General features: G+C 55.5%; 20 protein-coding genes. 13 read left to right on the plus strand and 7 right to left on the minus strand.

Translation table 11 applies throughout. The features are described from left to right. Window positions 1–32 precede the first annotated feature (32 nt). Genes ABIE02_RS02485 through ABIE02_RS02495 form a run of 3 tightly spaced genes read right to left on the minus strand, consistent with a single transcriptional unit; the run spans window position 33 to window position 4685 of the window. Window positions 33–1283, minus strand: coding sequence for an HlyD family efflux transporter periplasmic adaptor subunit (locus tag ABIE02_RS02485; protein ID WP_081921631.1), 1251 nt, complete (start codon window positions 1281–1283; stop codon window positions 33–35). Further along, window positions 1273–3498: a peptidase domain-containing ABC transporter gene (locus tag ABIE02_RS02490; protein ID WP_117386074.1), complete on the minus strand. Its 2226-nt coding sequence runs from the start codon at window positions 3496–3498 to the stop codon at window positions 1273–1275. The genes ABIE02_RS02485 and ABIE02_RS02490 overlap by 11 nt, the downstream gene beginning before the upstream one ends. Next, window positions 3498–4685, minus strand: a complete 1188-nt coding sequence (locus ABIE02_RS02495; RefSeq protein ID WP_163603972.1) for a TolC family protein — start codon at window positions 4683–4685, stop codon at window positions 3498–3500. Before ABIE02_RS02495 ends, ABIE02_RS02490 begins: the two co-directional genes overlap by 1 nt. 1631 nt (window positions 4686–6316) lie before the next feature. Between ABIE02_RS02495 and ABIE02_RS02500 the strand changes: the two genes are divergently transcribed. Beyond that, window positions 6317–6517: a hypothetical protein gene (locus tag ABIE02_RS02500; RefSeq protein WP_032617657.1), complete on the plus strand. Its 201-nt coding sequence runs from the start codon at window positions 6317–6319 to the stop codon at window positions 6515–6517. A gap of 729 nt (window positions 6518–7246) precedes the next feature. Here the strand turns inward: ABIE02_RS02500 and icd are convergent. Next, window positions 7247–8497 carry an NADP-dependent isocitrate dehydrogenase gene (gene icd / locus ABIE02_RS02505; RefSeq protein WP_077226812.1) on the minus strand — a complete coding sequence of 417 codons (1251 nt, stop codon included), beginning with the start codon at window positions 8495–8497 and terminating at the stop codon, window positions 7247–7249. Between the two features lie 117 nt (window positions 8498–8614). Between icd and rluE the strand changes: the two genes are divergently transcribed. From rluE to ABIE02_RS02545, 8 genes are all read left to right on the plus strand, one after another. After that, window positions 8615–9286: a 23S rRNA pseudouridine(2457) synthase RluE gene (gene rluE / locus ABIE02_RS02510; RefSeq protein ID WP_200142724.1), complete on the plus strand. Its 672-nt coding sequence runs from the start codon at window positions 8615–8617 to the stop codon at window positions 9284–9286. Then, the gene (locus ABIE02_RS02515) at window positions 9279–9752 is read left to right on the plus strand and encodes an NUDIX hydrolase (protein ID WP_144837540.1); all 474 of its coding nucleotides are present in this window, start codon (window positions 9279–9281) and stop codon (window positions 9750–9752) included. Before rluE ends, ABIE02_RS02515 begins: the two co-directional genes overlap by 8 nt. Window positions 9753–9793: 41 nt before the next feature. Beyond that, entirely contained in the window at window positions 9794–10903 is a 1110-nt protein-coding gene (gene mnmA / locus ABIE02_RS02520; protein ID WP_032617591.1) for a tRNA 2-thiouridine(34) synthase MnmA, read from the plus strand. 27 nt (window positions 10904–10930) lie between these two features. After that, on the plus strand, window positions 10931–11560 hold the full coding sequence (gene hflD / locus ABIE02_RS02525; protein ID WP_032617590.1) for a high frequency lysogenization protein HflD: 630 nt from the start codon (window positions 10931–10933) through the stop codon (window positions 11558–11560). Between the two features lie 19 nt (window positions 11561–11579). Next, complete coding sequence (gene purB / locus ABIE02_RS02530; RefSeq protein WP_032617589.1) at window positions 11580–12950, plus strand: adenylosuccinate lyase; 1371 nt, start codon at window positions 11580–11582, stop codon at window positions 12948–12950. A 125-nt stretch (window positions 12951–13075) separates the two neighbouring features. Next, on the plus strand, window positions 13076–13747 hold the full coding sequence (phoP, locus tag ABIE02_RS02535) for a two-component system response regulator PhoP (protein WP_032617646.1): 672 nt from the start codon (window positions 13076–13078) through the stop codon (window positions 13745–13747). Next, window positions 13748–15211: a two-component system sensor histidine kinase PhoQ gene (phoQ, locus tag ABIE02_RS02540; protein ID WP_032617588.1), complete on the plus strand. Its 1464-nt coding sequence runs from the start codon at window positions 13748–13750 to the stop codon at window positions 15209–15211. Between the two features lie 89 nt (window positions 15212–15300). Beyond that, window positions 15301–16422: a cupin domain-containing protein gene (locus ABIE02_RS02545; protein ID WP_032617587.1), complete on the plus strand. Its 1122-nt coding sequence runs from the start codon at window positions 15301–15303 to the stop codon at window positions 16420–16422. Window positions 16423–16522: 100 nt separating this feature from the next. Here the strand turns inward: ABIE02_RS02545 and pepT are convergent, their stop codons facing one another. After that, on the minus strand, window positions 16523–17749 hold the full coding sequence (gene pepT, locus ABIE02_RS02550; RefSeq protein WP_032617586.1) for a peptidase T: 1227 nt from the start codon (window positions 17747–17749) through the stop codon (window positions 16523–16525). Window positions 17750–17998: 249 nt separating this feature from the next. Here pepT and potA point away from each other — a divergent pair, with 249 nt between their 5' ends. The 4 genes from potA to potD are packed head-to-tail and all read left to right on the plus strand — an operon-like array spanning window position 17999 to window position 21795. Further along, window positions 17999–19135 (plus strand): spermidine/putrescine ABC transporter ATP-binding protein PotA, encoded by a 1137-nt coding sequence (gene potA, locus ABIE02_RS02555; protein WP_059308257.1) that lies wholly within the window; start codon window positions 17999–18001, stop codon window positions 19133–19135. Beyond that, entirely contained in the window at window positions 19119–19976 is an 858-nt protein-coding gene (gene potB, locus ABIE02_RS02560; protein ID WP_077226815.1) for a spermidine/putrescine ABC transporter permease PotB, read from the plus strand. Before potA ends, potB begins: the two co-directional genes overlap by 17 nt. Further along, window positions 19973–20764: a spermidine/putrescine ABC transporter permease PotC gene (gene potC / locus ABIE02_RS02565; protein WP_059308259.1), complete on the plus strand. Its 792-nt coding sequence runs from the start codon at window positions 19973–19975 to the stop codon at window positions 20762–20764. The genes potB and potC overlap by 4 nt, the downstream gene beginning before the upstream one ends. Then, entirely contained in the window at window positions 20761–21795 is a 1035-nt protein-coding gene (gene potD / locus ABIE02_RS02570; RefSeq protein ID WP_077226816.1) for a spermidine/putrescine ABC transporter substrate-binding protein PotD, read from the plus strand. The genes potC and potD overlap by 4 nt, the downstream gene beginning before the upstream one ends. A gap of 88 nt (window positions 21796–21883) precedes the next feature. Here potD and cobB read toward each other — a convergent pair whose 3' ends face one another. Together cobB and nagK are read right to left on the minus strand one after the other, a co-directional pair. Then, window positions 21884–22705 (minus strand): Sir2 family NAD+-dependent deacetylase, encoded by an 822-nt coding sequence (cobB, locus tag ABIE02_RS02575; RefSeq protein ID WP_032617579.1) that lies wholly within the window; start codon window positions 22703–22705, stop codon window positions 21884–21886. A gap of 15 nt (window positions 22706–22720) precedes the next feature. Further along, entirely contained in the window at window positions 22721–23632 is a 912-nt protein-coding gene (nagK, locus tag ABIE02_RS02580) for an N-acetylglucosamine kinase (protein WP_032617578.1), read from the minus strand. Window positions 23633–23643: the final 11 nt, after the last annotated feature.

A 23643-nucleotide genomic window follows, 5' to 3' on the forward strand; every position in this document is an offset into this window, starting at 1 on the left:
GGAAAATCGGGTTGCAACGACCACCTGCGGTGTCATCGCTCCTGGAATGATTCACTGAGTGTTTTACGCAAAGGTTTAAGTAAAAAGTCCATCAACGTGCGATCACCGGTACGGATATCGAGCTGAGAGGTCATGCCCGGCAGGATGTCGAGCTGACGCCCTGTCGTACTGCGCACAAACTGCCCTTCTTCCTGACGGTCTGACTGACCTTCAGCATGGCTTTTCAAACGAACATGGACGCGGTAGTAGATCTCCTCGCCACGTGGTGTGTTTTCCTTAAGGGTGTCGGCCGACACATAAATCACCTCCCCCTGCAAGGCGCCATAAATGGTGTAATCGAAGGGGTCAAGGCGTACGGTGGCCGGGAGTCCAACCTGAACACGGGCAATATCAGCAGGCAGAACCTTAGCTTCAATGATGAGGGCATCATCGGACGGGACGATCTGCATGATCTCATCACCCGCACGTAATACCCCGCCCAGCGTGGTGACGCGGACGTTTTTGACTATCCCAGGCCCCATGGCCGTAAAGACCGTATCGTGCACCTGCTGGCGACGGCCTGCCATCTGTTGCAATGTCTGGCCCAGGTCATCTTCAGCCTTGGTGAGATCGGCTCGTGCGTCGTCCAAAAACTTATTGCGGCGACCCAGCAGGCGGGCACGGGCTTCATTGAGATCGCGCTGCGCGTTAAGCCGCTCACTGGTGCTCACATCGCCAGAGCGTTCCAGTTCGTTCACCAGGTTGAGCTTCTGACTGGCTAAATTCACGGCTGTTTGCAGCGCGGTGATATCTTCCTGCAGGCTCTGACGGCGTTGCAGAAAAAGTGCACGCTCAATGTCTGCCTGCTCGCGCAAGGCCGGGTCAGGATCGGAGGGGAACCTTGGCGCTGACTGCCCCGTTGATTCTGCGCGAAGTCGGGCAATACGCGCCCTGAGACCGATGATACGCGCGTCCACTTCACCCGCCGCTGCTTCAACGCGGGTTGGATCGAGGCGAGCCAGAATCTGCCCCGCCTTAACGTGGTCACCCTCTTTGACATGCAGCTCGGAGAGTACGCCCCCGTCCACGGTCTGGATTATCTGCACCCGACTGCTGGCGATCACTTCGCCGTGTGCCCGTGCGACTTCATCAATGCGAAAATAGCTCGCCCATATGACGAAACCCAGGACCAGTGCGACGCTGCTCCAGATCAGCCCGGCGGAGATGCGGCTGCGGTGGTAGTTTTCCAGCCGATGCACGCGAGCAGCATCAGCGACTTCGTCGTCAAACAGTTCAACGGCCATTAAGAACTCCTGCTGAATTTGATGCTTCTGGCATACGTGTTTTTACGTTCATGACCTCAACGGTGGGCCGCGAGCCGGTGGCGCGCGCCATCAGTCCTGGCAACAACTTGTCTGGAGTACCATCTCGTACGATGGTGCCTTCCTGCACGACCAACACACGGGTTGCAAAATTAATGGCCGCCATCGGACGGTGAGTGGCGACGATGAGGATATCTTCTGGCTGGAGCCTGGCTTGTAATGCTTTCCACACACGGGCCTCCGCTTCGCCATCAAGCGAGGCTGTCGGTTCATCCAGAAGCCAGATACGTGGACGTGCCATCAGCACACGTGCCAGGCCTACCAGCTGGCGTTGACCGCCAGACAGACCCGAGCCACCTTCACTGATAGCCATATCCATACCCAGCGGATTACTGGCAGCCACCTGATCCAGCGCCAGATCGCGGGTAACGTCCGTCAGCGTGGTGTCGCTGACTGCACCTGCGAGCATAAGATTGCTGCGCAGCGTACCTTTGAAGAGCTGCACCGCTTGTGGCAGATAGCCGACCTGAGCACTGACCAACTGGGGATCGATCTCCCACAAATCGACATCGCCCAGACGGACGCGGCCTTCACCGGGGCGATACAGCCCGGCCAGGACCTTCAGCAACGTCGATTTACCGCCGCCAACGGGTCCTAACAGCAGAACGCGTTCACCGGCATGAAAGTGGAGTGCGGGAATATTGAGTTGTTGTACCGGAGACTGCGGAAAGGCGAAGCGCAGCTTTTCCACACTGATATGTTCTGGCAGGCGATCGGGTAACAACAGGGTCTGCCCGGGACGGCGCTCCGTAGGTTTACGCAAGAGGTTGTTCACCATATCCAGCGCCTCTCTGACCTGCTGCCACTGCATCAGGTACTGAACACCCTGACTCACCGGCCCGATGACACGGCCACCCAGAATACTGCACGCTACCATGCCGCCGGTGGTCAAATATCCGGCTTCGACGCCCCAGACCCCGACAACAATCCCCATGACATACGCCAGTGTTGCCAGACTGCCGGTGGTAATAGTGCAGAACTGGCTGAGCGATTTTTGCTGAATGCTGTAGCCAGAGATGGAATGACTGAGCGTCTGCCAGTCTTGTGCAAAACGCCAGCCAGCATGACTGGCGCGCAGCGTCTCGGCCCCGCGAATACTGTCCACTAACAGGCCCAGACGTTCGTTGCTGCGAAGCATCTGTTGGCGCGTGAGACGGCGTAAGCGCAGACGGGTGAACAGGCCAATCGCCAGGGCGACAGGTAACATCCCGAGGTAAACCCAGCCTACAGGCCCACCGATCAAACCAATAAGCCCGATAAACAGCAGTGCAAACGGCAGATCCACGATACCGAAGACCAGACCGGCAGAGACAACCTGCCGTACCGAATCCAGCGCTCCCACCTGAGCGGCCAGCGTGCCCAGACTGCCGGGCTGCTGGTCGAGTTGCAGGTGCAGCAGGTGTTCATAGACATGCTGGGAAAGCCGTTTATCCACACTGCTGGCAACGCTGTCCATGACGCGGGCACGCAGTGTTTTGAGCAGCCAGTCCAGCCCCACCACCAGCACCATCCCCACAACCAGCGTGGTCAGTGTTGCCCAGGCCAGCGTGGGAACCACGCGATCGTAAACCTGCATGGCGAAGAGCGAGGTGGGAATGGCCAGAATGTTTACCAGCAACGTGGCGGCGACGACCCGGGACACCCAGCGGCGGTCGCGCAGCAGCTCTCGCCAGACCAGGCGCATAGCCGGGTTTTCGCTATCAGAGAGATTTTCTGACTGGACGTGCGAAGCCAGGCTGAACCAGAGCACCGCCGTTTCGTCATCCGCAGCCGTACCCGGCGCACCGGTCACAAGGTCGTCTACCGTCAGCGTTCGGGGTTCGACACCTTCCCGGGTTAGCGTGAGGGTATCGGTTTTCCCTTCCTCGCTATAGCGTTCGGCCAGCCACCATGTCTGTTCGTGCCACATCAGTGCCGGTAGATGGCGTGGATCAAAACGCCGCCAGGGAAGTAATGCCAGCCGGACATCTTTCATTCCCGCGTCTGACAATATCTTGCGCACATGATCCTGTGGACGATCTGTCAACGGAGTCACGGTCTGCGCTCGCGCATACGCCTGCGTTAATGCCGCTTTATTCACCGGGGCGCGTAGCTTGTCCAGCAAGGCCAGTAATTCAGAGAGAGGAACAGGTATCATCAGGGATGGCTCGCAGAGGTGTTAGCTAGTGGTGTGCCCGTGGGCAGGGCGCCCGAGGTATCGTCCATACGTCCCGTGCGCGCGGCCAGTCGTAAGCTGTCGACCCGCCATGCCGATCGTACCGATACCAGCGCTTGTTGTTGTTCGGTTAATTCGCGCACAGCGTTGAGAACGTCCAGCCAGCTTTTGTAGCCCGACTCGTACTGACGACGGAACGATGCCAGCGTGTCGCTGAGTTCGACAACAGACTGCTCATAACCCACCAGCAACGTCTGGTTAGCATCACGCTGATCAAGCAACTGGCGCGTCTGAATGTCTTCGCTGTGGCGTTGTTGGGCCAGATCCTGTCGTGCGGACTCCACGCGTTCCAGCGCCGCGTTCTGAAGACCACGGTTCACCAGCCCCAGCCCTTCCATAGTGCCGGTCACCACAATATTGATCGTATTGTTATTTCTCTGGTTGGGGATGCCTGAGTAGTCGTTGCGGGAGGCCTGCAGGGAGACGGTCGGCAGCGATGAGGTGCGCTGACGTTCTACATCAGTTTCGGCAAGCGTAACCCCCGCTTCGCGGGCACGCACGGTCGCACTCTGCGCGAGAACTTGTTCCTGTATCGCCTGATCGGCAGGTAGCTGGAGGATGTTGCCAGGCACCGGCAGATCGCTTGCGATCGGCTCCTGAGTCAGGGATAACAGCGTGGATTCGGCGGTAAGCAGGTCCGATTTGGCCTGTTCGAGCGAGGAACGCGCCTGTAACAACCGGGCCTTCGCCAGGCTGACATCAGCCGAAGAGGCCAGTCCACCCTGCGCGCGGCGCTGGATCTGCTCCTGCAATGCCTGATGGTTATTTACGTTCGATTCAGCAACCGCAAGACGCTCGCGAACCCCCTGCACATTTGCGTAGGCCACTGCGGTCTCTTCCAGCAATTCACGACGTGTAGCCCAGGCCGTGGCTTGTTGAGCAAGGGTGTCATCATCGGCGTAGTCAATCGCGCTGTCGATACGCCCAAAAGCCCATAACGGTTGCGATACGCTTAAGGTGGTCGAAGTGGAATCATTGTAACCCGAAATTTGCCCCGTCCCTGCGCTGGCCCCAAGCGTGGGCAAACGCGCCGCGCGGGCACTGTCGGCATTGGCCTCTTTGGAACGCACAAGCGCCTGCTGACTGGCAAGACCGGGGTGATGGAGCATCGTGCTCCGCAGCGCGGCAAACAAACCGCCCGGCGAGGTGTTGTCAGAAATAGAGTGCGAGGGAGACGAAGACGCCCTCGCCTGAGCCATGGTCACAGAAATGACAAAGGGCAAAGAAAGTATGATTGCAGGAAGAATGCGACAACCGTGTCGACCAGGAAGAATCCTCATCGTCAGAAGAGCCCTTTATGTAAGAAAGATTAAAAGGCCCACCGATCATGATTTTTCTCAGGTTATCCCGACATAACAATGATTTGATAAATGGCATGGCCGGAATAACGAGCAATAAATAAGAATAACCTTATTGCTTTACGTAATAATTACCGATCGGCAACATTCGTGTCAATATGTGTAATCGCGTAATAAAAGCTGTAAATCAGGGGTAATTAAGAAGATAACTTCCTTTAATACAAATACCCGCAGGACAAGGAAAACTTTGTGTGCAGAATATCCGTTAAAGCAGGGGATTATATTTCGCTACCTGAAAGTGGCAGAGGGAGGTGTCGTTCATCCAGTCAGGCGAGAGAGTGCCGTTGCTTCTGAGAAGTGAGGATTTATAGCAAAGCCACAATGTATGCCTACGACATTTGGCGTTGCGCTGCTAAAGATGTTAGCCAGGGCGATATAAAAGCCGACAGCATTCAGGGCGGGATGGATTGTCCTGTTACCCCTACATGTTGGATTTTTGTTCTGGCACCGTTGTCCCGTGGTCAGCGCGATAACAGCGACTAGCGCAGCAGTGCTGTTTGCTATGGCAAAACGTGGTCATACCATCAATCAATACCGGGGGCGTCCTGCGCGTTGCGCCATAGCAGATCATTATTTTTCGCTGGGCCTATACCTTGCGGTTTATGGCTCGCGTGATGCTGATTTTTAGCCTTTCCAGCGCATCTTTAAACGTTATCCGCAAAAACCATCACGATGCGTTTACCTATGCTAAGACTCTTGCTTTTATGCTAACTCAAGAAGATATTATCCATACAATTAATAAGTTAAGGATGATGGAATGAGAAACCTTATATTGGGCTGGTTTATCTTCATTAACATTTATGGCAGCGTCGCGCTTGTAAAGGAAATTAGTACAAATTATATGAATGGTTCACACCTTCCATGGCTTCTTGCTATTCCCATTCTGGTTGTTACTAATTTTATGGCAGGCAGAGTGATGACAAAACCAGCCAGGAAGCAATAAAAAAACCGTCTGAAGGCGGTGAGTTTATGCGAATCACGCTAACGCTGTCTTTTCTTTAACACTATTCGCGCCTTGCTCCCATTAAACGTTATCTCTTCGTAATCTATAAAAAGGGCAGCGTTCAGGTTCACTGCTGCAAAGCATGATGTCGTATCCTGTTAAAGCCGCCACTACAGCCCCCCCCGATAATCCGCGAGTATCAGATGCGGCAGCACCACGATATGCCCAAATACAGACTTCCTGCCTTTTAAGCGGACGCGATAACAAGGCAGCGGATAGCTCTCCTGCCACGATTGACTATGCATTTCCAGGCCGGCCAGCTATCTGGTGTTGATTTTGAGCATTTTTCTGAATGCGGAATGATAGCGCCGACCTTTTTTTGAGCCATACTTGTAACAGTCACATTTTTCTTTTTGTTTCATTAACAGAGGAGGAATGTATGCAGTTAGGCAGTGAGAAGGGTGTCGTGTCTTCCCGGGATTTAGATTTTCTAGCCAGTAGCTTTGCCCGGATGCATTTGCACGGCCGACATCTGTGCACGGATGCAATAACCGGCAACATGGATGAGGATTGCCGGCTGTGGTTCCTTGACCGTTATGACTTTTACGTTGAACACCTAAAAGATAAGGAATTGCAGTAGTAACCCAAGCCGGGTGGTGACAGCTGCCCGGCATTCATTTAAACATCATTGCTTATGAAAGCAGGCATTCACTACGAATTTCATCATTTCGGCATCCCGCTACAGGATGGAATCCCTGAAGGTTCATTCAGTGAAAAAGCAGAATGTATACCGCTGACAACCCGGGTAAATTCAGGGTTCAGTGGCATCGCTTCACGCATGACTCTCCCCTTCACCCTCTTTTGAAAACCGTACCGCACGTCGCTTTTAAGGTAAACAGCCTGTCTGCGGCCATTGAAGGGGAAGAGATTATTCTGGCCCTTACGAGCCAATTGATAGTTACCGGGTCGCGGTGATCAATGACGCGGGAGTGCCCATTGAACTCATCGAAACGACATTGTCAGATGACGAAATCTGGCCCCGTGCCCGCTCCGGTCACGGTGGCCTGTATCGTTCTCATGAAAATAGCGGGTTGGATTAAATCATGGTGCCGGGTGCCTCCCGGTGACTCTGCGCCAGACCACAGAGCCGCGTCATTCACCTGCTCTGACTAGTCGCCCCACCGCTTAGGGGGATTCACCACAGGGGAAGCCTAATCCCCTTCCTTCAATAAAGCGAATGTTATCTTTTATTTTTCACGGCTAACAATAAAGACCTGCGTTGGTCAGCGGGTCAGCGGGTCAGCGGGTCAGTTAATAATAAAAAACGGGAGCCTACAGGCTCCCGTTCTTAGATAACCCGAACAGCGGATTACATGTTCGCGATGATAGCGTCACCAAACTCTGAACATTTCAGCAATTTAGCGCCTTCCATCAGACGTTCAAAATCGTAAGTTACGGTTTTGGCGTTAATCGCGCCTTCCATACCTTTAACGATCAGGTCTGCGGCTTCGAACCATTCCATGTGACGCAGCATCATTTCTGCGGACAGGATGATAGAGCCCGGGTTCACTTTGTCCTGACCTGCGTACTTAGGTGCAGTACCGTGGGTCGCTTCGAACAGAGCGCACTCGTCACCGATGTTCGCGCCTGGTGCGATACCGATACCGCCAACCTGCGCCGCCAGGGCGTCGGAGATGTAGTCACCGTTCAGGTTCATACAGGCGATAACGTCGTACTCAGCTGGACGCAGCAGGATCTGCTGCAGGAACGCATCGGCGATCACATCTTTAATGATGATCTCTTTACCGGTGTTCGGGTTCTTGATCTTCTGCCATGGGCCGCCGTCGATCAGTTCACCACCGAACTCTTCCGTCGCCAACTGGTAGCCCCAGTCTTTGAAGGAACCTTCGGTGAACTTCATGATATTGCCTTTGTGAACGATGGTCACAGAGTCACGGTCGTTGGTGATGGCATAGTCAATCGCTGCACGAACCAGGCGTTTAGTCCCTTCTTCGGAGCACGGTTTGATACCGATACCGCAATGCTCAGGGAAGCGGATTTTCTTCACGCCCATCTCTTCGCGCAGGAATTTGATCACTTTTTCCGCATCGGCAGAGTCGGCTTTCCACTCAATACCCGCGTAGATATCTTCGGAGTTCTCACGGAAGATAACCATGTCGGTCAGTTCTGGGTGTTTAACCGGGCTTGGGGTGCCCTGGTAGTAACGCACCGGACGCAGGCACACGTACAGGTCGAGTTCCTGACGCAGCGCAACGTTCAGAGAGCGAATACCGCCACCGACTGGGGTAGTCAGCGGGCCTTTGATGGCAACGCGGTAGTCACGAATCAGATCCAGCGTCTCAGCTGGCAGCCAGACGTCCTGGCCATAAACGTGGGTAGATTTTTCACCGGTGTAAATTTCCATCCAGGAAATTTTACGCTCGCCTTTGTAGGCTTTCTCAACAGCGGCATCCACCACTTTCAGCATCGCTGGGGTTACGTCAACGCCGATACCGTCACCTTCGATGAACGGGATAATCGGATTGTGTGGAACGTTCAGCTTACCGTCTTGCAGGGTGATCTTTTTACCTTCCGCCGGAACAACTACTTTGCTTTCCATTAACCTCTCCTTCGAGCGCTTCTGGTTGTTACTGATCTTATGTTAATAATTTGTAATGAGCCTATCGATAGTACCTGAATGTCTGGCGCCATGAAAGGCATTCGTTATTAGGCTATAATGCGGCAATTGATAACGTCTGAAAATACCATGCAGAAAACTTCTTTTAGAAATCACCGGGTTGAACGATTCAGCACACGACAAGCCGCCAGGCCGCGCAAGCAACGCGAGCCGACACGCGTCATATTGTTCAATAAACCTTATGATGTGCTGCCGCAATTCACCGACGAAGCCGGGCGCAGCACGTTGAAAGATTATATCCCCGTTCAGGGTGTCTATGCCGCGGGCCGACTCGATCGCGACAGCGAAGGGCTAATGGTGCTCACCAATAATGGCGACCTGCAAGCGAAGCTCACGCAGCCCGGGAAACGCACCGGCAAAATCTACTATGTTCAGGTTGAAGGCATCCCGGACGACGAAGCGCTGGCGGCATTGCGTAACGGCGTCACGCTGAACGACGGCCCTACCCTGCCCGCAGGCATTGAGCTGGTCAGCGAACCTGAATGGCTCTGGTCGCGCAATCCCCCCATCCGCGAGCGCAAATCGATTCCCGTTTCGTGGATCAAAGTCACCCTTTATGAAGGCCGCAACCGCCAGGTGCGTCGTATGACGGCCCATGTCGGGCATCCGACCTTACGCCTGATACGCTACGCGATGGGCAGTTACACGCTGGATTCTCTCGCCAACGGTGAGTGGCGGGACGTTACCGAACAAGGAGAGCATCATGTTTAAGCCGCATGTCACGGTGGCCACCATTGTCCACGCCCAGGGTAAATTTTTAGTGGTGGAAGAGACCATCAACGGTAAAGCGCTGTGGAATCAGCCTGCGGGTCATCTGGAAGCCGACGAAACGCTGGTCCAGGCAGCGCGGCGCGAGCTGTGGGAAGAGACCGGTATTCATGCCGAACCGCAACACTTCATCCGGTTACATCAGTGGATCGCGCCGGATAAAACGCCGTTTTTGCGCTTCCTGTTTGCCGTTGAGCTTAGCGAAACGTGCGCCACTGAGCCGCACGACAGCGATATCGATCGCTGCCTGTGGGTGGATGCCGACACCATTCTGAGCGCGACCAACCTGCGTTCACCACTGGTGGCGGAGAGCATTCGCAGTTATCTCACCGGCAATCGTCTGCCGCTGGAGACCATTGGGGAATTTAACTGGCCGTTTACAGAGGGTGTCAATGCCGGGGGCGCGTGATAGAATACGCCGCCTTGAAGTTCAATGTCGTGAGTATTCCAATGTCTGAAAGCCAAAAAAAAGTGATCGTCGGCATGTCCGGCGGCGTCGATTCTTCCGTATCAGCCTGGCTCCTGCTGCAACAGGGCTATAAGGTTGAAGGCCTGTTCATGAAGAACTGGGAAGAGGACGATGGCGAGGAATACTGTACCGCGGCGGAAGATCTGGCCGATGCGCAGGCGGTCTGCGACAAGCTCGGCATTGAACTGCACACCGTCAACTTTGCCGCAGAGTACTGGGATAACGTGTTCGAGCATTTCCTGGCTGAATACAAGGCTGGCCGCACGCCAAACCCGGATATTCTGTGCAACAAAGAGATCAAATTTAAAGCCTTCCTCGAATTCGCTGCTGAAGATCTGGGCGCTGACTACATCGCTACCGGCCACTACGTGCGCCGCGCCGATGTCAACGGCAAAAGCCAGCTGCTGCGCGGCCTCGACGGCAACAAAGATCAGAGTTACTTCCTTTATACCCTCGGCCACGAACAGATTGCCCAAAGCCTGTTCCCGGTTGGCGAGCTGGAAAAACCGGAAGTGCGTAAAATCGCTGAAGAGCTGGATCTGATCACCGCGAAGAAAAAAGACTCTACCGGTATCTGCTTTATCGGTGAGCGCAAATTCCGTGAGTTCCTTGGCCGCTATCTGCCTGCCCAGCCGGGCAACATCGTTACCGTGGATGGCGATGTCATTGGCGAGCACCAGGGACTGATGTATCACACCTTAGGCCAGCGTAAAGGGCTGGGGATCGGCGGCACCAAAGAGGGTAGCGAAGATCCGTGGTACGTTGTTGATAAAGACGTTGAAAACAACATTCTGATTGTGGCCCAGGGCCATGACCATCCGCGTCTGATGTCCATCGGCCTGATCGCGCAACAGCTGCACTGGGTCGATCGCGAGCCGCTGAAAGGCACGCTGCGCTGCACGGTGAAAACCCGTTACCGTCAGACCGATATCCCCTGCACCATTACCGCGCTGGACGACGAACGCATTGACGTGCGCTTTGACGAGCCGGTTTCTGCCGTAACGCCGGGCCAGTCTGCCGTCTTCTACAGCGGTGAGATCTGCCTTGGCGGCGGTATTATTGAACAACGCCTGCCGCTGACTGCGGTTTAATACGATTACACACAGAAAGGAGCCAGTGTGGCGAAGAACTTTTATGACATCACCCTGGCACTGGCGGGAATTTGCCAGTCTGCCCGTCTGGTGCAACAGCTGGCACATCAGGGTCACTGTGATGCTGATGCCCTGCACGTTTCGCTCAACAGCGTCGTGGATTTGAACCCCAGTTCAACCCTCGGCGTCTTTGGTGGTAGCGAAGCGAATCTTCGCCTCGGTCTGGAAACCTTACTCGGTGTGTTAAATGCCAGTAGCCGTCAGGGGCTGAACGCGGAACTGACGCGCTATACCCTCAGCATGATGGTGCTGGAGCGCAAACTGAACGCCGCCAAAGGGGCCATGGACACCCTGGGCGATCGCATTTCAGGCCTTCAGCGTCAGCTTGATCATTTCGATTTGCAGTCAGAGACGTTACTCAGCGCCATGGCCGGTATTTATGTGGATGTTATCAGTCCACTGGGGCCGCGGATCCAGGTCACCGGATCCCCTGCCGTCCTGCAAAGCCCGCAGGTACAGGCCAAAGTGCGCGCCTCACTGCTGGCCGGTATTCGTGCCGCGGTACTGTGGCAACAGGTTGGCGGTGGCCGCCTGCAGTTAATGTTTTATCGTAATCGCCTGACGACTCAGGCAAAACAAATTCTTGCTCATTGTTAACCTCCCGGAGTTGCGAATTATGGAATTATCCTCACTGACCGCCGTTTCCCCTGTCGATGGACGCTACGGCGATAAAGTCAGCGCGCTGCGCGGGATCTTCAGCGAATATGGTCTGCTGAAATTCCGTGTACAAGTTGAAGTACGCTGGCTGCAAAAGCTGGCTGCACAGGCAGCGATCGCGGAAGTTCCTGCTTTTGACAGCCAGGCAAACGATTACCTCGATAAAATCGTGGCAGAATTCAATGAAGAAGACGCCGCGCGTATCAAAACCATCGAGCGCACCACTAACCACGACGTGAAAGCGGTTGAGTATTTCCTGAAAGAGAAAGTGGCAAACGTCCCGGCGCTGCACGCGGTATCTGAATTTATTCACTTCGCCTGTACTTCAGAAGATATCAACAACCTCTCCCATGCGCTGATGCTCTCTACCGCACGTCAGGAAGTGGTCCTGCCGTACTGGCGCAAAATCATCGACGCGGTAAAAGCCCTGGCGGTGGAATATCGCGATATCCCGCTGCTCTCCCGTACTCACGGTCAGCCAGCCACCCCGTCCACCATCGGTAAAGAGATGGCTAACGTCGCCTACCGTATGGAGCGTCAGTACCGCCAGCTGGAGCAGGTGGAGATCCTCGGCAAAATCAACGGTGCCGTCGGTAACTACAACGCGCACATGGTTGCCTACCCGGAAGTGGACTGGCATCAGTTCAGCGAAGAATTTGTCACCTCTCTGGGCATCCAGTGGAACCCGTACACCACCCAGATCGAACCGCACGACTATATCGCCGAGCTGTTTGACTGCATCGCGCGTTTCAACACCATCCTGATCGACTTCGACCGTGATGTGTGGGGCTACATCGCCCTGAACCACTTCAAGCAGAAGACCATCGCGGGTGAAATCGGCTCGTCCACCATGCCGCATAAGGTTAACCCAATCGACTTCGAAAACTCCGAAGGCAACCTGGGTCTGGCGAACGCCATGCTGCAACACATGGCCAGCAAACTGCCGGTTTCCCGCTGGCAGCGCGACCTGACGGACTCCACCGTGCTGCGTAACCTCGGCGTCGGCATTGGCTACGCGCTGATTGCGTATCAGTCCACCCTGAAGGGCGTAAGCAAGCTGGAAGTGAACCGCGAGCGCCTGCTCGACGAGCTGGATCACAACTGGGAAGTGCTGGCAGAGCCGATCCAGACCGTGATGCGTCGCTATGGCATCGAAAAACCGTACGAGAAACTGAAAGAGCTGACCCGCGGTAAGCGCGTGGACGCCGAAGGCATGAAACAGTTTATCGACGGTCTGGAACTGCCAGAAGACGAGAAAACCCGCCTGAAAGCGATGACCCCGGCCAACTACATCGGTCGCGCCATTGCGATGGTTGATGAGCTGAAATAATGCTTTTTGCCCTCTTTCCGCCCGGAAAGAGGGTTGCTTCCCCTCCGGTTTACGAAATGTTTATCCCCGCCCCAACATAATCAGCGTTAAACTATTCTGACCATTCATATTAGGGAGAAGCGATGATGCGCGTACTGGTTGTTGAGGATAATGCGTTGCTACGTCATCACCTGAAGGTTCAGCTTCAGGAAATGGGGCATCAGGTGGACGATGCCGAAGATGCGAAAGAAGCCGATTACTATCTCAATGAACATTTGCCCGATATCGCCATCGTTGACCTGGGTCTGCCCGATGAAGATGGCCTGTCGCTGATCCGCCGCTGGCGCAGTCACGATGTGTCACTACCGGTGCTGGTCCTGACCGCCCGTGAAGGCTGGCAGGATAAGGTTGAAGTCCTGAGTGCCGGGGCGGATGACTACGTCACCAAACCCTTTCATATCGAAGAAGTTGCCGCCCGTATGCAGGCATTGATGCGCCGCAACAGCGGGCTGGCCTCGCAGGTGATCTCCATTCCGCCGTTTCAGGTCGATCTCTCCCGCCGGGAACTCGCTATCCATGACGAGGTGATTAAGCTTACCGCCTTTGAATACACCATCATGGAGACGTTGATCCGCAACAGCGGCAAAGTGGTGAGCAAAGATTCGTTGATGCTCCAGCTCTATCCCGACGCGGAGCTGCGTGAAAGCCACACCATTGATGTTCTGATGGGTCGCCTGCGCAAGAAAATACAGGCGCAGTACCCGGAGGATGTCATCACCACCGTGCGCGGTCAGGGCTACCTGTTCGAATTACGCTAAATGAAAAAACTCTTTCGTCACTTTCTGCCTCTGTCGCTGCGCTTTCGTTTCCTGCTGGCGACAGCGGTAGTGGTGCTGGTGCTCTCGCTGGCCTACGGGATGGTCGCGCTGGTGGGCTACAGTGTCAGTTTCGACAAAACTACCTTCCGCCTGCTGCGCGGGGAGAGCAATCTGTTCTATACCCTCGCGAAATGGGAAGACAACAAAATCAGCATCGATATGCCGGAGCATCTGGATCACCAGAGTCCAACCATGTCGCTGATTTACAATGAAAAAGGCAAGCTTCTGTGGGCGCAGCGCGATGTGCCCTGGCTGATTAACAGCATCCGCCCGGAGTGGTTAAAGGCCAATGGTTTTCATGAGCTGGAGGCGGATGTGGATGCCACCAGCGCGCTGGTGGGTAACGATCGGAACATGCAGAAAGAGCTGGCTGAGATCCGCGAGGATGACGACAACAGTGAGCTGACCCACTCGGTGGCAGTCAATATTTATCCCGCCACCATCACCATGCCGCAGCTGACGATTGTGGTTATCGACACCATTCCGGTCGAGCTGAAACGCTCTTATATGGTATGGAACTGGTTTGTGTATGTGCTGGCCGCCAACCTGCTACTGGTGATCCCTCTTCTGTGGCTGGCCGCCTGGTGGAGCCTGCGACCCATTGAGTCACTGGCAAAAGAGGTGCGCGAGCTGGAAGAGCATCATCGCGAGAATCTCGACCCGAACACCACGCGGGAGCTGACCAGCCTGGTGAGCAACCTGAACCGGCTGCTGAAAAGCGAGCGTGAGCGTTACGACAAATACCGCACTACCCTGACCGATCTGACGCACAGCCTGAAAACCCCGCTGGCGGTGATGCAAAGTACGATGCGATCCCTGCGCAGCGCGAAGCTCAGCGCCGATGAGGCAGAACCGGTGATGCTTGAGCAGATCAGCCGTATCTCACAGCAGATCGGTTACTACCTGCACCGCGCCAGTATGCGTACTGGCAGTACCCTGCTGAGCCGGGAGCTGCACCCCGTCGCCCCACTGCTGGACAGCCTAACCTCGGCTCTGAATAAGGTCTATCAGCGTAAGGGGGTGAACATTACTCTCGATATCTCGCCTGAGATCAGCTTCGTGGGCGAAAAGAATGACTTTATGGAAGTGATGGGCAATCTGCTCGATAACGCCTGTAAATACTGCCTGGAGTTCGTCGAAGTCTCTGCCCGTCAGGGTGAAGATCAGCTGCACATTATTGTGGAGGACGACGGCCCTGGGATCCCGCAGGGCAAACGCGACCAGGTCTTCGATCGTGGGCAGCGTGCCGACACCTTACGCCCCGGGCAGGGGGTTGGTCTGTCGGTTGCTCGCGATATTGTTGAGCAGTACGGCGGCCGGATCGATACGGGCGACAGTCTGCTGGGCGGCGCGCGGATGGAAGCCATTTTTGCCCGCCAGCACCTGATAAGCGACGAGAGTTAAGCCTTCGGGTGAAAAAAGCGTGATTCTCCCACGCAGCCCGCCAAGCTTCCGTTATAATCCGTGTCAGTAAAAGCCTGCGGAATATAAATATGGATTATCAATTAGCCCTTAACTGGCCCGACTTTATCGAACGTTACTGGCAAAAACGCCCGGTGGTTCTGAAACGCGGCATCACCAATTTCGTCGATCCCATCTCTCCCGATGAACTGGCCGGCCTGGCCATGGAGAGCGAAGTCGACAGCCGCCTCGTCAGCCATAACGAAGGGAAATGGCAGGTCAGCCACGGTCCGTTTGAAAGCTTCGATCATCTGGGCGAGAACAACTGGTCCCTGCTTGTGCAGGCGGTCAACCACTGGCACCAGCCTGCCGCAGCCCTGATGCAGCCGTTCCGCGCCCTGCCCGACTGGCGGATGGACGATCTGATGATCTCCTTCTCCGTGCCAGGAGGCGGCGTTGGTCCGCATCTGGATCAGTACGACGTATTTATCATCCAGGGCACCGGCCGTCGCCGCTGGCGCGTGGGTGAAAAGGTGCCGATGAAACAACACTGCCCGCACCCGGACCTGCTGCAGGTCGATCCTTTTGTCGGCATCATCGACGAAGAGCTGGAGCCGGGCGATATTCTCTATATCCCGCCAGGCTTCCCTCACGAGGGTTACTCCCTCGAGAACTCGATGAACTATTCGGTGGGCTTCCGCGCTCCAAGTGGCCGCGAGATGATCAGCGGGTTTGCCGATTACGTTCTGCAGCGCGAGCTGGGCAGCCATCGCTTCAGCGACCCGGACGTACCATCGCGTGAGCACCCGGCAGATATCCTGCCCGAAGAGCTGGATAAACTGCGCGGCATGATGTTGGATCTGATCAACCAGCCGCAGCATTTCAATCAGTGGTTCGGGGAATTTATCAGTCAGTCCCGTCACGAGCTGGACGTCTCTCTGCCGGAGCCGCCGTATCAGCCAGATGAGATTTACGATGCGCTGCAGCAGGGCGACAAGCTGGTACGTCTGGGTGGCTTGCGCGTGTTACGCATTGGCGAAGAGGTGTACGTCAACGGCGAACAACTCGATTCCCCGCACCGTCCTGCGCTGGAAGCGCTGGCGAGCCACACGGTGCTGACGGCCAACACGTTCGGTGAAGCACTGGAAGATCCTTCGTTCCTCGCTATGCTGGCGGCGCTGGTCAACAGCGGATACTGGTTCTTCGAAGACTGAGTCGAGTTGCCCGGTGGCGCTGCGCTAACCGGGCCTGCAAAACCGTAAGCCGGGTATGGCATCGCTGCCACCCGGCTTTTTTTATCGGTGCGCCCCAGGGTTACTGCTGTTTCGCCGTTAGCTCGGCGATCCGCACAATCACCTGCACCGCTTTTTCCATTCCCTCGAGGGTCACGAATTCATGCTTGCCATGATAGTTGTAGCCACCGGTGAACAGATTCGGGCACGGCAATCCCATAAAGGAGAGCTGTGCGCCGTCAGTGCCGCCACGGATGGGTTTTAGCTGCGGTTCGACGCCACAGTCGCGCATCGCCTGCTGCGCTACCTCAAGAATGTACGGATGCTCGATCACCTTTTCATGCATATTGTAATAGCTGTCCTCAATGATCAGCTCAATGTAGCAATCCGGGTGTAGCCCTTTGCCCACCTTTTTGGCGATGTCCATCATCCTGCGTTTGCGCGCTTCAAAGCCGTCGCGGTTAAAATCACGGATGATGTAGTGCATGTCCGCGCGATCGACCGTTCCTTTGATGCTGGTGAGGTGATAGAACCCCTCATAGCCTTCGGTTTGTTCCGGGCTTTCATCTGCCGGGACTTCGGCATGAATACGGGCTGCCAGCGACAGCGCATTCACCATCACCCCTTTCGCCGTGCCCGGATGGACGTTGTTGCCAACGATGCGGATATTGACCGACGCCGCATTGAAGTTTTCAAACTCCAGTTCGCCCACGCCGCCACCGTCAACGGTATAGGCCCAGCGAGCATCGAACGCTTCAACGTCGAAATGCTTCGCCCCTTTGCCGACCTCTTCATCCGGGGTAAAGGCCACGCGAATATCACCGTGCGGTACATTGTTGTGCTTCAGCACCGCCAGCGCGGTCATGATCTCGGCCACGCCGGCTTTATCATCGGCACCGAGCAGCGTTTTGCCGTCGGTGGTGATGAGCGTCTGCCCGAGCAGCTGGTGTAGCACCGGGAACATAACCGGGGAGAGCACTTCGTCGCCAACCCCCAGCGCAATATCGCCGCCGCGATAGTTCTCAACAATCTGCGGATTCACGTTTTTACCGCTAAAATCCGGTGAGGTATCAACATGGGAAATAAAACCAATCGCCGGAATATCACCGCTGACACTGGCGGGGAGCGTCCCCATCACCGTCCCTTTTTCACTTAACGTGACGTTGACCAGACCTAATTCTTCCAGTTGCGCCTTTAACAGGTGTAACAGTTTCCATTGTCCTTCGGTGCTCGGCACCTGGCGGACACCCGGTTTAGATTGGGTATCCAGCGATACGTACTGTAAAAAACGCTCAAGCAATTTATCCATGCAGTCACCCTCACTTTTTGTGACAACATTATCAGTAAGCATCAAAACCCAAATATTGCGTCAGGTCACTTTTATCCCGTTAACGAGAGTTTTTCCGTTTTGTCGCAGCTATCGCTAATAAATGTAGCTTATCAATGGGTAACAAGGATTGGCGATTACGGAGTATTCCCGTAGAATGTCCGCCCTCATTACGTTTCACCAAGGTGGCTAACCACAAACCCCGCTGCGATAAGTATCTGCAGCGTCGATATGGGACTGAATCAAAAATTGAATACACAACCAGCTTCACTGTCACCGTTGGTGCAATTGGCCGGAATTGGTAAAAGCTTTGACGGAAAAACCGTCATTTCCGACCTCGATTTAACGATCAACAACGGCGAGTTTCTTACGCTGCTTGGCCCGTCGGGCTGCGGTAAAACGACAGTGCTTCGCCTTATCGCCGGGCTGGACAACGTCGATCATGGTTACATCCATCTTGAAGATCAGGACATCACTCAGGTTCCTGCTGAACATCGTCACGTCAATACCGTCTTTCAAAGTTACGCCCTTTTCCCGCATATGACGGTTTTCGAAAACGTCGCCTTTGGCCTGCGGATGCAAAAAACCCCTGCCAGCGAAATCACGCCCCGCGTCACCGAGGCTCTGCGCATGGTGCAGCTGGAGACCTTCGCACAGCGTAAGCCACACCAGCTGTCGGGTGGACAGCAACAGCGCGTCGCCATCGCCCGTGCGGTGGTCAATAAGCCGCGCCTGCTGCTGCTGGATGAGTCGCTCTCCGCGCTGGATTACAAGCTGCGTAAGCAGATGCAGAACGAGTTAAAGGCGCTGCAGCGTAAGCTCGGGATCACCTTTGTCTTTGTCACCCACGATCAGGAAGAGGCCCTGACCATGTCGGATCGCATCGTGGTGATGCGCGACGGCAAAATCGAACAAGACGGCACGCCACGCGAGATATACGAAGAGCCGAAAAACCTGTTTGTCGCCAGCTTTATTGGCGAAATCAATATCTTCAGTGCTACGGTTATTGAACGCCTCGATGACCAGCGGGTGCTGGCCAATGTCGAAGGCCGTGCCTGCAACATCTTCGTCAACTTTGCCGTAGAGCCAGGACAGCAGCTTAACGTTCTGTTGCGCCCGGAAGATCTGCGCGTCGATGAGATCCACGACGAGACCGAAGCCGAGGGCTTGATCGGCTATATCCGCGAGCGCAACTACAAAGGGATGACGCTGGAGTCGGTGGTCGAACTGGAAAACGGCAAGATGGTGATCGTCAGTGAGTTCTTTAACGAGGACGATCCTGATTTCGACCATTCGCTCAATCAGAAAATGGTCATTAACTGGGTAGAAAGCTGGGAGGTTGTGCTGGCTGATGAAGAACACAAGTAAGTTCCAGAATGTGGTGATCGCCACTATCGTCGGTTGGCTTGTGTTGTTTGTCTTTTTACCCAACCTGATGATCATTGCCACCAGCTTTTTGACCCGCGATGACGCCCATTTCGTCTCGCTGGTCTTTACGCTGGAAAACTACGCGCGCCTGCTCGATCCGCTCTATTTCCAGGTGCTGCTCCATTCACTCAATATGGCGCTCATCGCCACCCTGGCCTGCCTGGTGCTGGGCTATCCCTTCGCCTGGTTTCTGGCGAAGCTGCCGCAAAAGGTGCGCCCGCTGCTGCTGTTTCTGCTGATTGTGCCCTTCTGGACCAACTCGCTGATCCGCATTTATGGCCTGAAGATCTTCCTCAGCACCAAAGGTTACCTGAACGCCTTTCTGCTCTGGCTGGGGGTGATCGACACCCCGATCCGCATTATGTTTACCCCCGGAGCGGTGATTATTGGGCTGGTCTATATCCTGCTGCCATTTATGGTGATGCCGCTCTACTCCAGCATCGAGAAGCTGGATAAACCCTTACTGGAAGCGGCGAGAGATCTGGGTGCCAGCAAACTGCAAACCTTTATCCGCATCATCATTCCGCTGACCATGCCGGGGATCATCGCCGGCTGCCTGCTGGTAATGCTGCCGGCGATGGGGCTGTTCTACGTCTCCGACCTGATGGGCGGGGCAAAGAACCTGCTGATTGGCAACGTAATCAAGAGCCAGTTCCTGAACATTCGCGACTGGCCGTTCGGCTCGGCCACCAGCATTACCCTGACGGTGGTCATGGGGCTGATGCTGCTGGTCTACTGGCGTGCTTCGCGCTTGCTTAACAATAAGGGTGAACTCGGATGATCGGTCGACTGCTCCGCGGCGGTTTTATGACCGCCATTTATGCGTATCTCTACATTCCGATCATTATTCTGATCGTCAACTCGTTTAACAGCTCGCGCTTTGGCATTAACTGGCAGGGGTTTACTACCCAGTGGTACAGCCTGCTGATGAATAACGATAGCCTGCTTCAGGCGGCGCAACATTCGCTGACCATGGCCATTATCTCGGCCACCTTCGCCACCCTGATTGGCTCCCTGACCGCGGTGGCGCTTTACCGCTACCGTTTTCGCGGTAAGCCCTTCGTCAGCGGGATGCTGTTTGTGGTGATGATGTCCCCGGACATCGTGATGGCCATTTCCCTGCTGGTGCTGTTTATGCTGCTGGGGGTGCAACTCGGCTTCTGGTCGCTGCTCTTCTCGCACATCACCTTCTGCCTGCCGTTTGTGGTAGTGACGGTCTACTCCCGTCTGAAAGGCTTTGATGTCAGGATGCTGGAAGCGGCAAAAGATTTGGGTGCCAGCGAAATGACCATTCTGCGCAAAATTATTCTGCCGCTGGCGATGCCCGCCGTGGCCGCGGGATGGCTGCTCAGCTTTACCCTGTCGATGGATGACGTGGTGGTTTCGTCGTTCGTCACCGGACCGAGCTATGAAATTCTGCCGTTGAAGATCTATTCAATGGTAAAAGTCGGCGTATCACCGGAGGTGAACGCGCTGGCAACCATTCTGTTGATGTTATCGCTGGTTCTGGTGATTGCCAGCCAGCTTGTTGCTCGTGATACAACAAAATCTCAGGGGACAGTGAAATGAAAAAAATGCTTGCCGCCGCGGCACTGGTGCTCGGAATGGGCGCTGCGCACGCAGACGACAGTAAAACGCTCTACTTCTACAACTGGACCGAGTATGTGCCGCCAGGCCTGCTGGAGCAGTTCACCAAAGAGACGGGCATCAAGGTTATCTATTCCACCTACGAGTCGAATGAAACCATGTATGCCAAGCTCAAAACCTATAAAGACGGCGCTTACGATCTGGTGGTTCCCTCGACCTATTTCGTCGACAAGATGCGCAAAGAGGGCATGATCCAGAAGATCGACAAAACGAAGCTAACCAATTTTTCAAACCTCGATCCTGAGATGCTCAACAAGCCGTTTGACCCGAATAATGACTACTCTATCCCCTACATCTGGGGCGCGACAGCAATCGGCATCAACAGCGAGGAAATGGATCCTAAAACGGTAACCCGCTGGGCAGACCTGTGGAAACCGGAATACAAAGGCGGTTTACTGCTGACCGACGACGCGCGCGAAGTCTTCCAGGTGGCGCTGCGTAAGCTGGGTTACTCCGGCAATACCACCGATCCGAAAGAGATCGAAGCGGCGTATCACGAGTTGCAAAAACTGATGCCAAACGTCGCGGCCTTCAACTCCGATAACCCGGCTAACCCGTATATGGAAGGGGAAGTTAACGTGGGGATGGTGTGGAACGGTTCGGCGTACGTGGCGCGTCAGGCGGGTACACCGCTTGAGGTGGTGTGGCCTGAAGAAGGTGGCATCTTCTGGATGGACAGCCTCTCCATTCCGGCCAATGCCAAAAACGTGGACGGGGCGCTGAAGCTGATTAACTTCCTGCTGCGCCCGGATGTGGCGAAACAGGTGGCAGAAACTATCGGTTACCCGACGCCAAACCTGGCCGCCCGCAAGCTGCTCAGCCCGGCCGTGGCGAACGACAAATCGCTCTACCCGGATGCCGCAACCATCAGTAAAGGCGAGTGGCAGAATGATGTGGGCGATGCCAGCCGTCTGTATGAAGAGTATTACCAGAAGTTGAAGGCGGGTCGTTAAGCCCTGCGCCCTGATGCCCTCTCCCGCAGGGAGAGGGTGATAGCGTTGCAGGCCGGGTAAACGAAGCGTTACCCGGCAAATGTCCGTGTTATAACCCTTTCAGCAGTTTGTCCACAAAGGTCGGCACCACTTCGCTCGCCAGTCCGTAGGTTTTTTCTTCAAATTCGCTGCCGACCTGGCTCGGCTCCAGGTTCAGCTCCACCGTATGCGCCCCGTGCAGCTTCGCCTCGTGGACGAATCCTGCCGCGGGATAGACATGCCCGGAGGTGCCAATGGCGATAAACACATCCGCCATCGCCAGCGCGCTATAGATCTCGTCCATGCCCAGCGGCATTTCGCCAAACCAGACCACGTGCGGGCGCAGCGGGGACGGGAACTGGCAGCAGTGGCATTTGTCATCAAGGGTGACATCGCCGGTCCAGTTAAATACCTGGCCGCTGCCGGAACACCGCACCTTCAGCAGTTCACCGTGCATATGGATCACGTTGCGGTTGCCCGCGCGCTCATGCAGGTTATCGATATTCTGTGTCACCAGCAGAAAACGGTCTCCCAGCGCCTCTTCCAGCTTTGCCAGCGCCAGATGCGCCGCGTTAGGGGCAATTTCCGGCGACTGCAGCTGGCGACGGCGGGCATTGTAGAATTCTTGCACCAGTTGCGGGTTACGGGCGAAGCCTTCAGGCGTCGCCACATCCTCAACGCGATGCTCTTCCCACAGCCCGTCGGTGGCGCGGAAGGTTCGAATGCCCGACTCGGCGGAGATCCCCGCCCCGGTCAGGACCAACACTCTTGGCTTTTCCATCAATTCTGGCAGTACCCTGTCTCTGAAGAAAATCCGCTGACGTAAGCGTTCACGCAAGCGACGTTTGTTTCGACGAAAACGGCTGAGTCGATGTGACCGACGCGACAACATAATAACCTCGTATGGCTAACGGGTGAGATGGAGGAACGCGGCACCGCGCATCCCTCCGGCATCGCCATGGCGCGCGCGCTCAATGCGCGGCACGCGGGCGACCGGCAACAGATGACGCGGCAGCCGACCGGATAACCGCTCGGCGATGGCCGTAAAGTTCGATAATCCCCCGCCGATCACCAGCAGGTCAGGATCGACAATGGTCAGGATGTTACCCAGACACACGGCAAGCAGATCGAGATAGCGTTCCACGTGCTCAATGGCCTGTTCATCACCCTGCTCCCACAGCGTAATGATTTCTGGCGCCTGTCGTTTTTGATGATAGAAGTGTTCATAAAGCCACGCAAATCCCCCGCCTGAGAGATAGTTTTCGATGCAGCCATGCTGGCCGCAGCCGCAGCGGAGCAGCGGGAAATCGCGCCCGACGACCTCCAGCGCATCCACCGGCAGGCGAATATGACCAAATTCGCCGGTGATATAGCTGCGCCCGGTGACCGGTTTACCCTCAACAATGATCCCGCCACCGACGCCGGTACCGAGGATCAACCCCATCACCAGCGGGTACTGCCGGAACTCGTCATCCCAGGCTTCAGAAAGGGCAAAACAGTTGGCGTCGTTGTCGAGGCGCACGTCGCGATCAAGCAGTCGGGTCAGGTCGGCGCGCAGCGGCTTACCGCTGGCAGCAGGGACATTGGCAGCATACAGCTTGCCGTCGTCGGTCTCCGGCATCCCCGGAATGCCAATCCCCACCGACCCCTTCACGCCGAAGCGTTCATCGGCCTGGGCCACCAGTGCGGCAATAGCGGTTAAGAATTCATCGTAACTTTCGCGCGGGGTGGGAACACGGGTTTCCCACTGCAATTTGAGCTGGGTATCGAATACCCCCAGGGCAATTTTGGTGCCGCCAATATCAAATCCATAATACATAGTGCATTCCT

Source organism: Leclercia sp. 1548, from assembly GCF_050435045.1.
GTDB lineage: Bacteria > Pseudomonadota > Gammaproteobacteria > Enterobacterales > Enterobacteriaceae > Enterobacter > Enterobacter adecarboxylatus.

What these genes read in the sequence shown, in the direction of transcription:
- mnmA (WP_032617591.1), top strand. Translation starts at nt 9,794, where the DNA reads ATGTCTGAAAGCCAAAAAAAAGTGATCGTCGGCATGTCCGGCGGCGTC.
- ABIE02_RS02515 (WP_144837540.1), top strand. Translation starts at nt 9,279, where the DNA reads ATGTTTAAGCCGCATGTCACGGTGGCCACCATTGTCCACGCCCAGGGT.
- potD (WP_077226816.1), top strand. Translation starts at nt 20,761, where the DNA reads ATGAAAAAAATGCTTGCCGCCGCGGCACTGGTGCTCGGAATGGGCGCT.
- nagK (WP_032617578.1), bottom strand. Translation starts at nt 23,632, where the DNA reads ATGTATTATGGATTTGATATTGGCGGCACCAAAATTGCCCTGGGGGTA.
- icd (WP_077226812.1), bottom strand. Translation starts at nt 8,497, where the DNA reads ATGGAAAGCAAAGTAGTTGTTCCGGCGGAAGGTAAAAAGATCACCCTG.
- rluE (WP_200142724.1), top strand. Translation starts at nt 8,615, where the DNA reads ATGCGGCAATTGATAACGTCTGAAAATACCATGCAGAAAACTTCTTTT.
- ABIE02_RS02485 (WP_081921631.1), bottom strand. Translation starts at nt 1,283, where the DNA reads ATGGCCGTTGAACTGTTTGACGACGAAGTCGCTGATGCTGCTCGCGTG.
- potB (WP_077226815.1), top strand. Translation starts at nt 19,119, where the DNA reads ATGAAGAACACAAGTAAGTTCCAGAATGTGGTGATCGCCACTATCGTC.
- potA (WP_059308257.1), top strand. Translation starts at nt 17,999, where the DNA reads ATGGGACTGAATCAAAAATTGAATACACAACCAGCTTCACTGTCACCG.
- pepT (WP_032617586.1), bottom strand. Translation starts at nt 17,749, where the DNA reads ATGGATAAATTGCTTGAGCGTTTTTTACAGTACGTATCGCTGGATACC.
- potC (WP_059308259.1), top strand. Translation starts at nt 19,973, where the DNA reads ATGATCGGTCGACTGCTCCGCGGCGGTTTTATGACCGCCATTTATGCG.
- purB (WP_032617589.1), top strand. Translation starts at nt 11,580, where the DNA reads ATGGAATTATCCTCACTGACCGCCGTTTCCCCTGTCGATGGACGCTAC.
- ABIE02_RS02495 (WP_163603972.1), bottom strand. Translation starts at nt 4,685, where the DNA reads ATGCTCCATCACCCCGGTCTTGCCAGTCAGCAGGCGCTTGTGCGTTCC.
- ABIE02_RS02500 (WP_032617657.1), top strand. Translation starts at nt 6,317, where the DNA reads ATGCAGTTAGGCAGTGAGAAGGGTGTCGTGTCTTCCCGGGATTTAGAT.
- ABIE02_RS02545 (WP_032617587.1), top strand. Translation starts at nt 15,301, where the DNA reads ATGGATTATCAATTAGCCCTTAACTGGCCCGACTTTATCGAACGTTAC.
- ABIE02_RS02490 (WP_117386074.1), bottom strand. Translation starts at nt 3,498, where the DNA reads ATGATACCTGTTCCTCTCTCTGAATTACTGGCCTTGCTGGACAAGCTA.
- phoQ (WP_032617588.1), top strand. Translation starts at nt 13,748, where the DNA reads ATGAAAAAACTCTTTCGTCACTTTCTGCCTCTGTCGCTGCGCTTTCGT.
- cobB (WP_032617579.1), bottom strand. Translation starts at nt 22,705, where the DNA reads ATGTTGTCGCGTCGGTCACATCGACTCAGCCGTTTTCGTCGAAACAAA.
- phoP (WP_032617646.1), top strand. Translation starts at nt 13,076, where the DNA reads ATGCGCGTACTGGTTGTTGAGGATAATGCGTTGCTACGTCATCACCTG.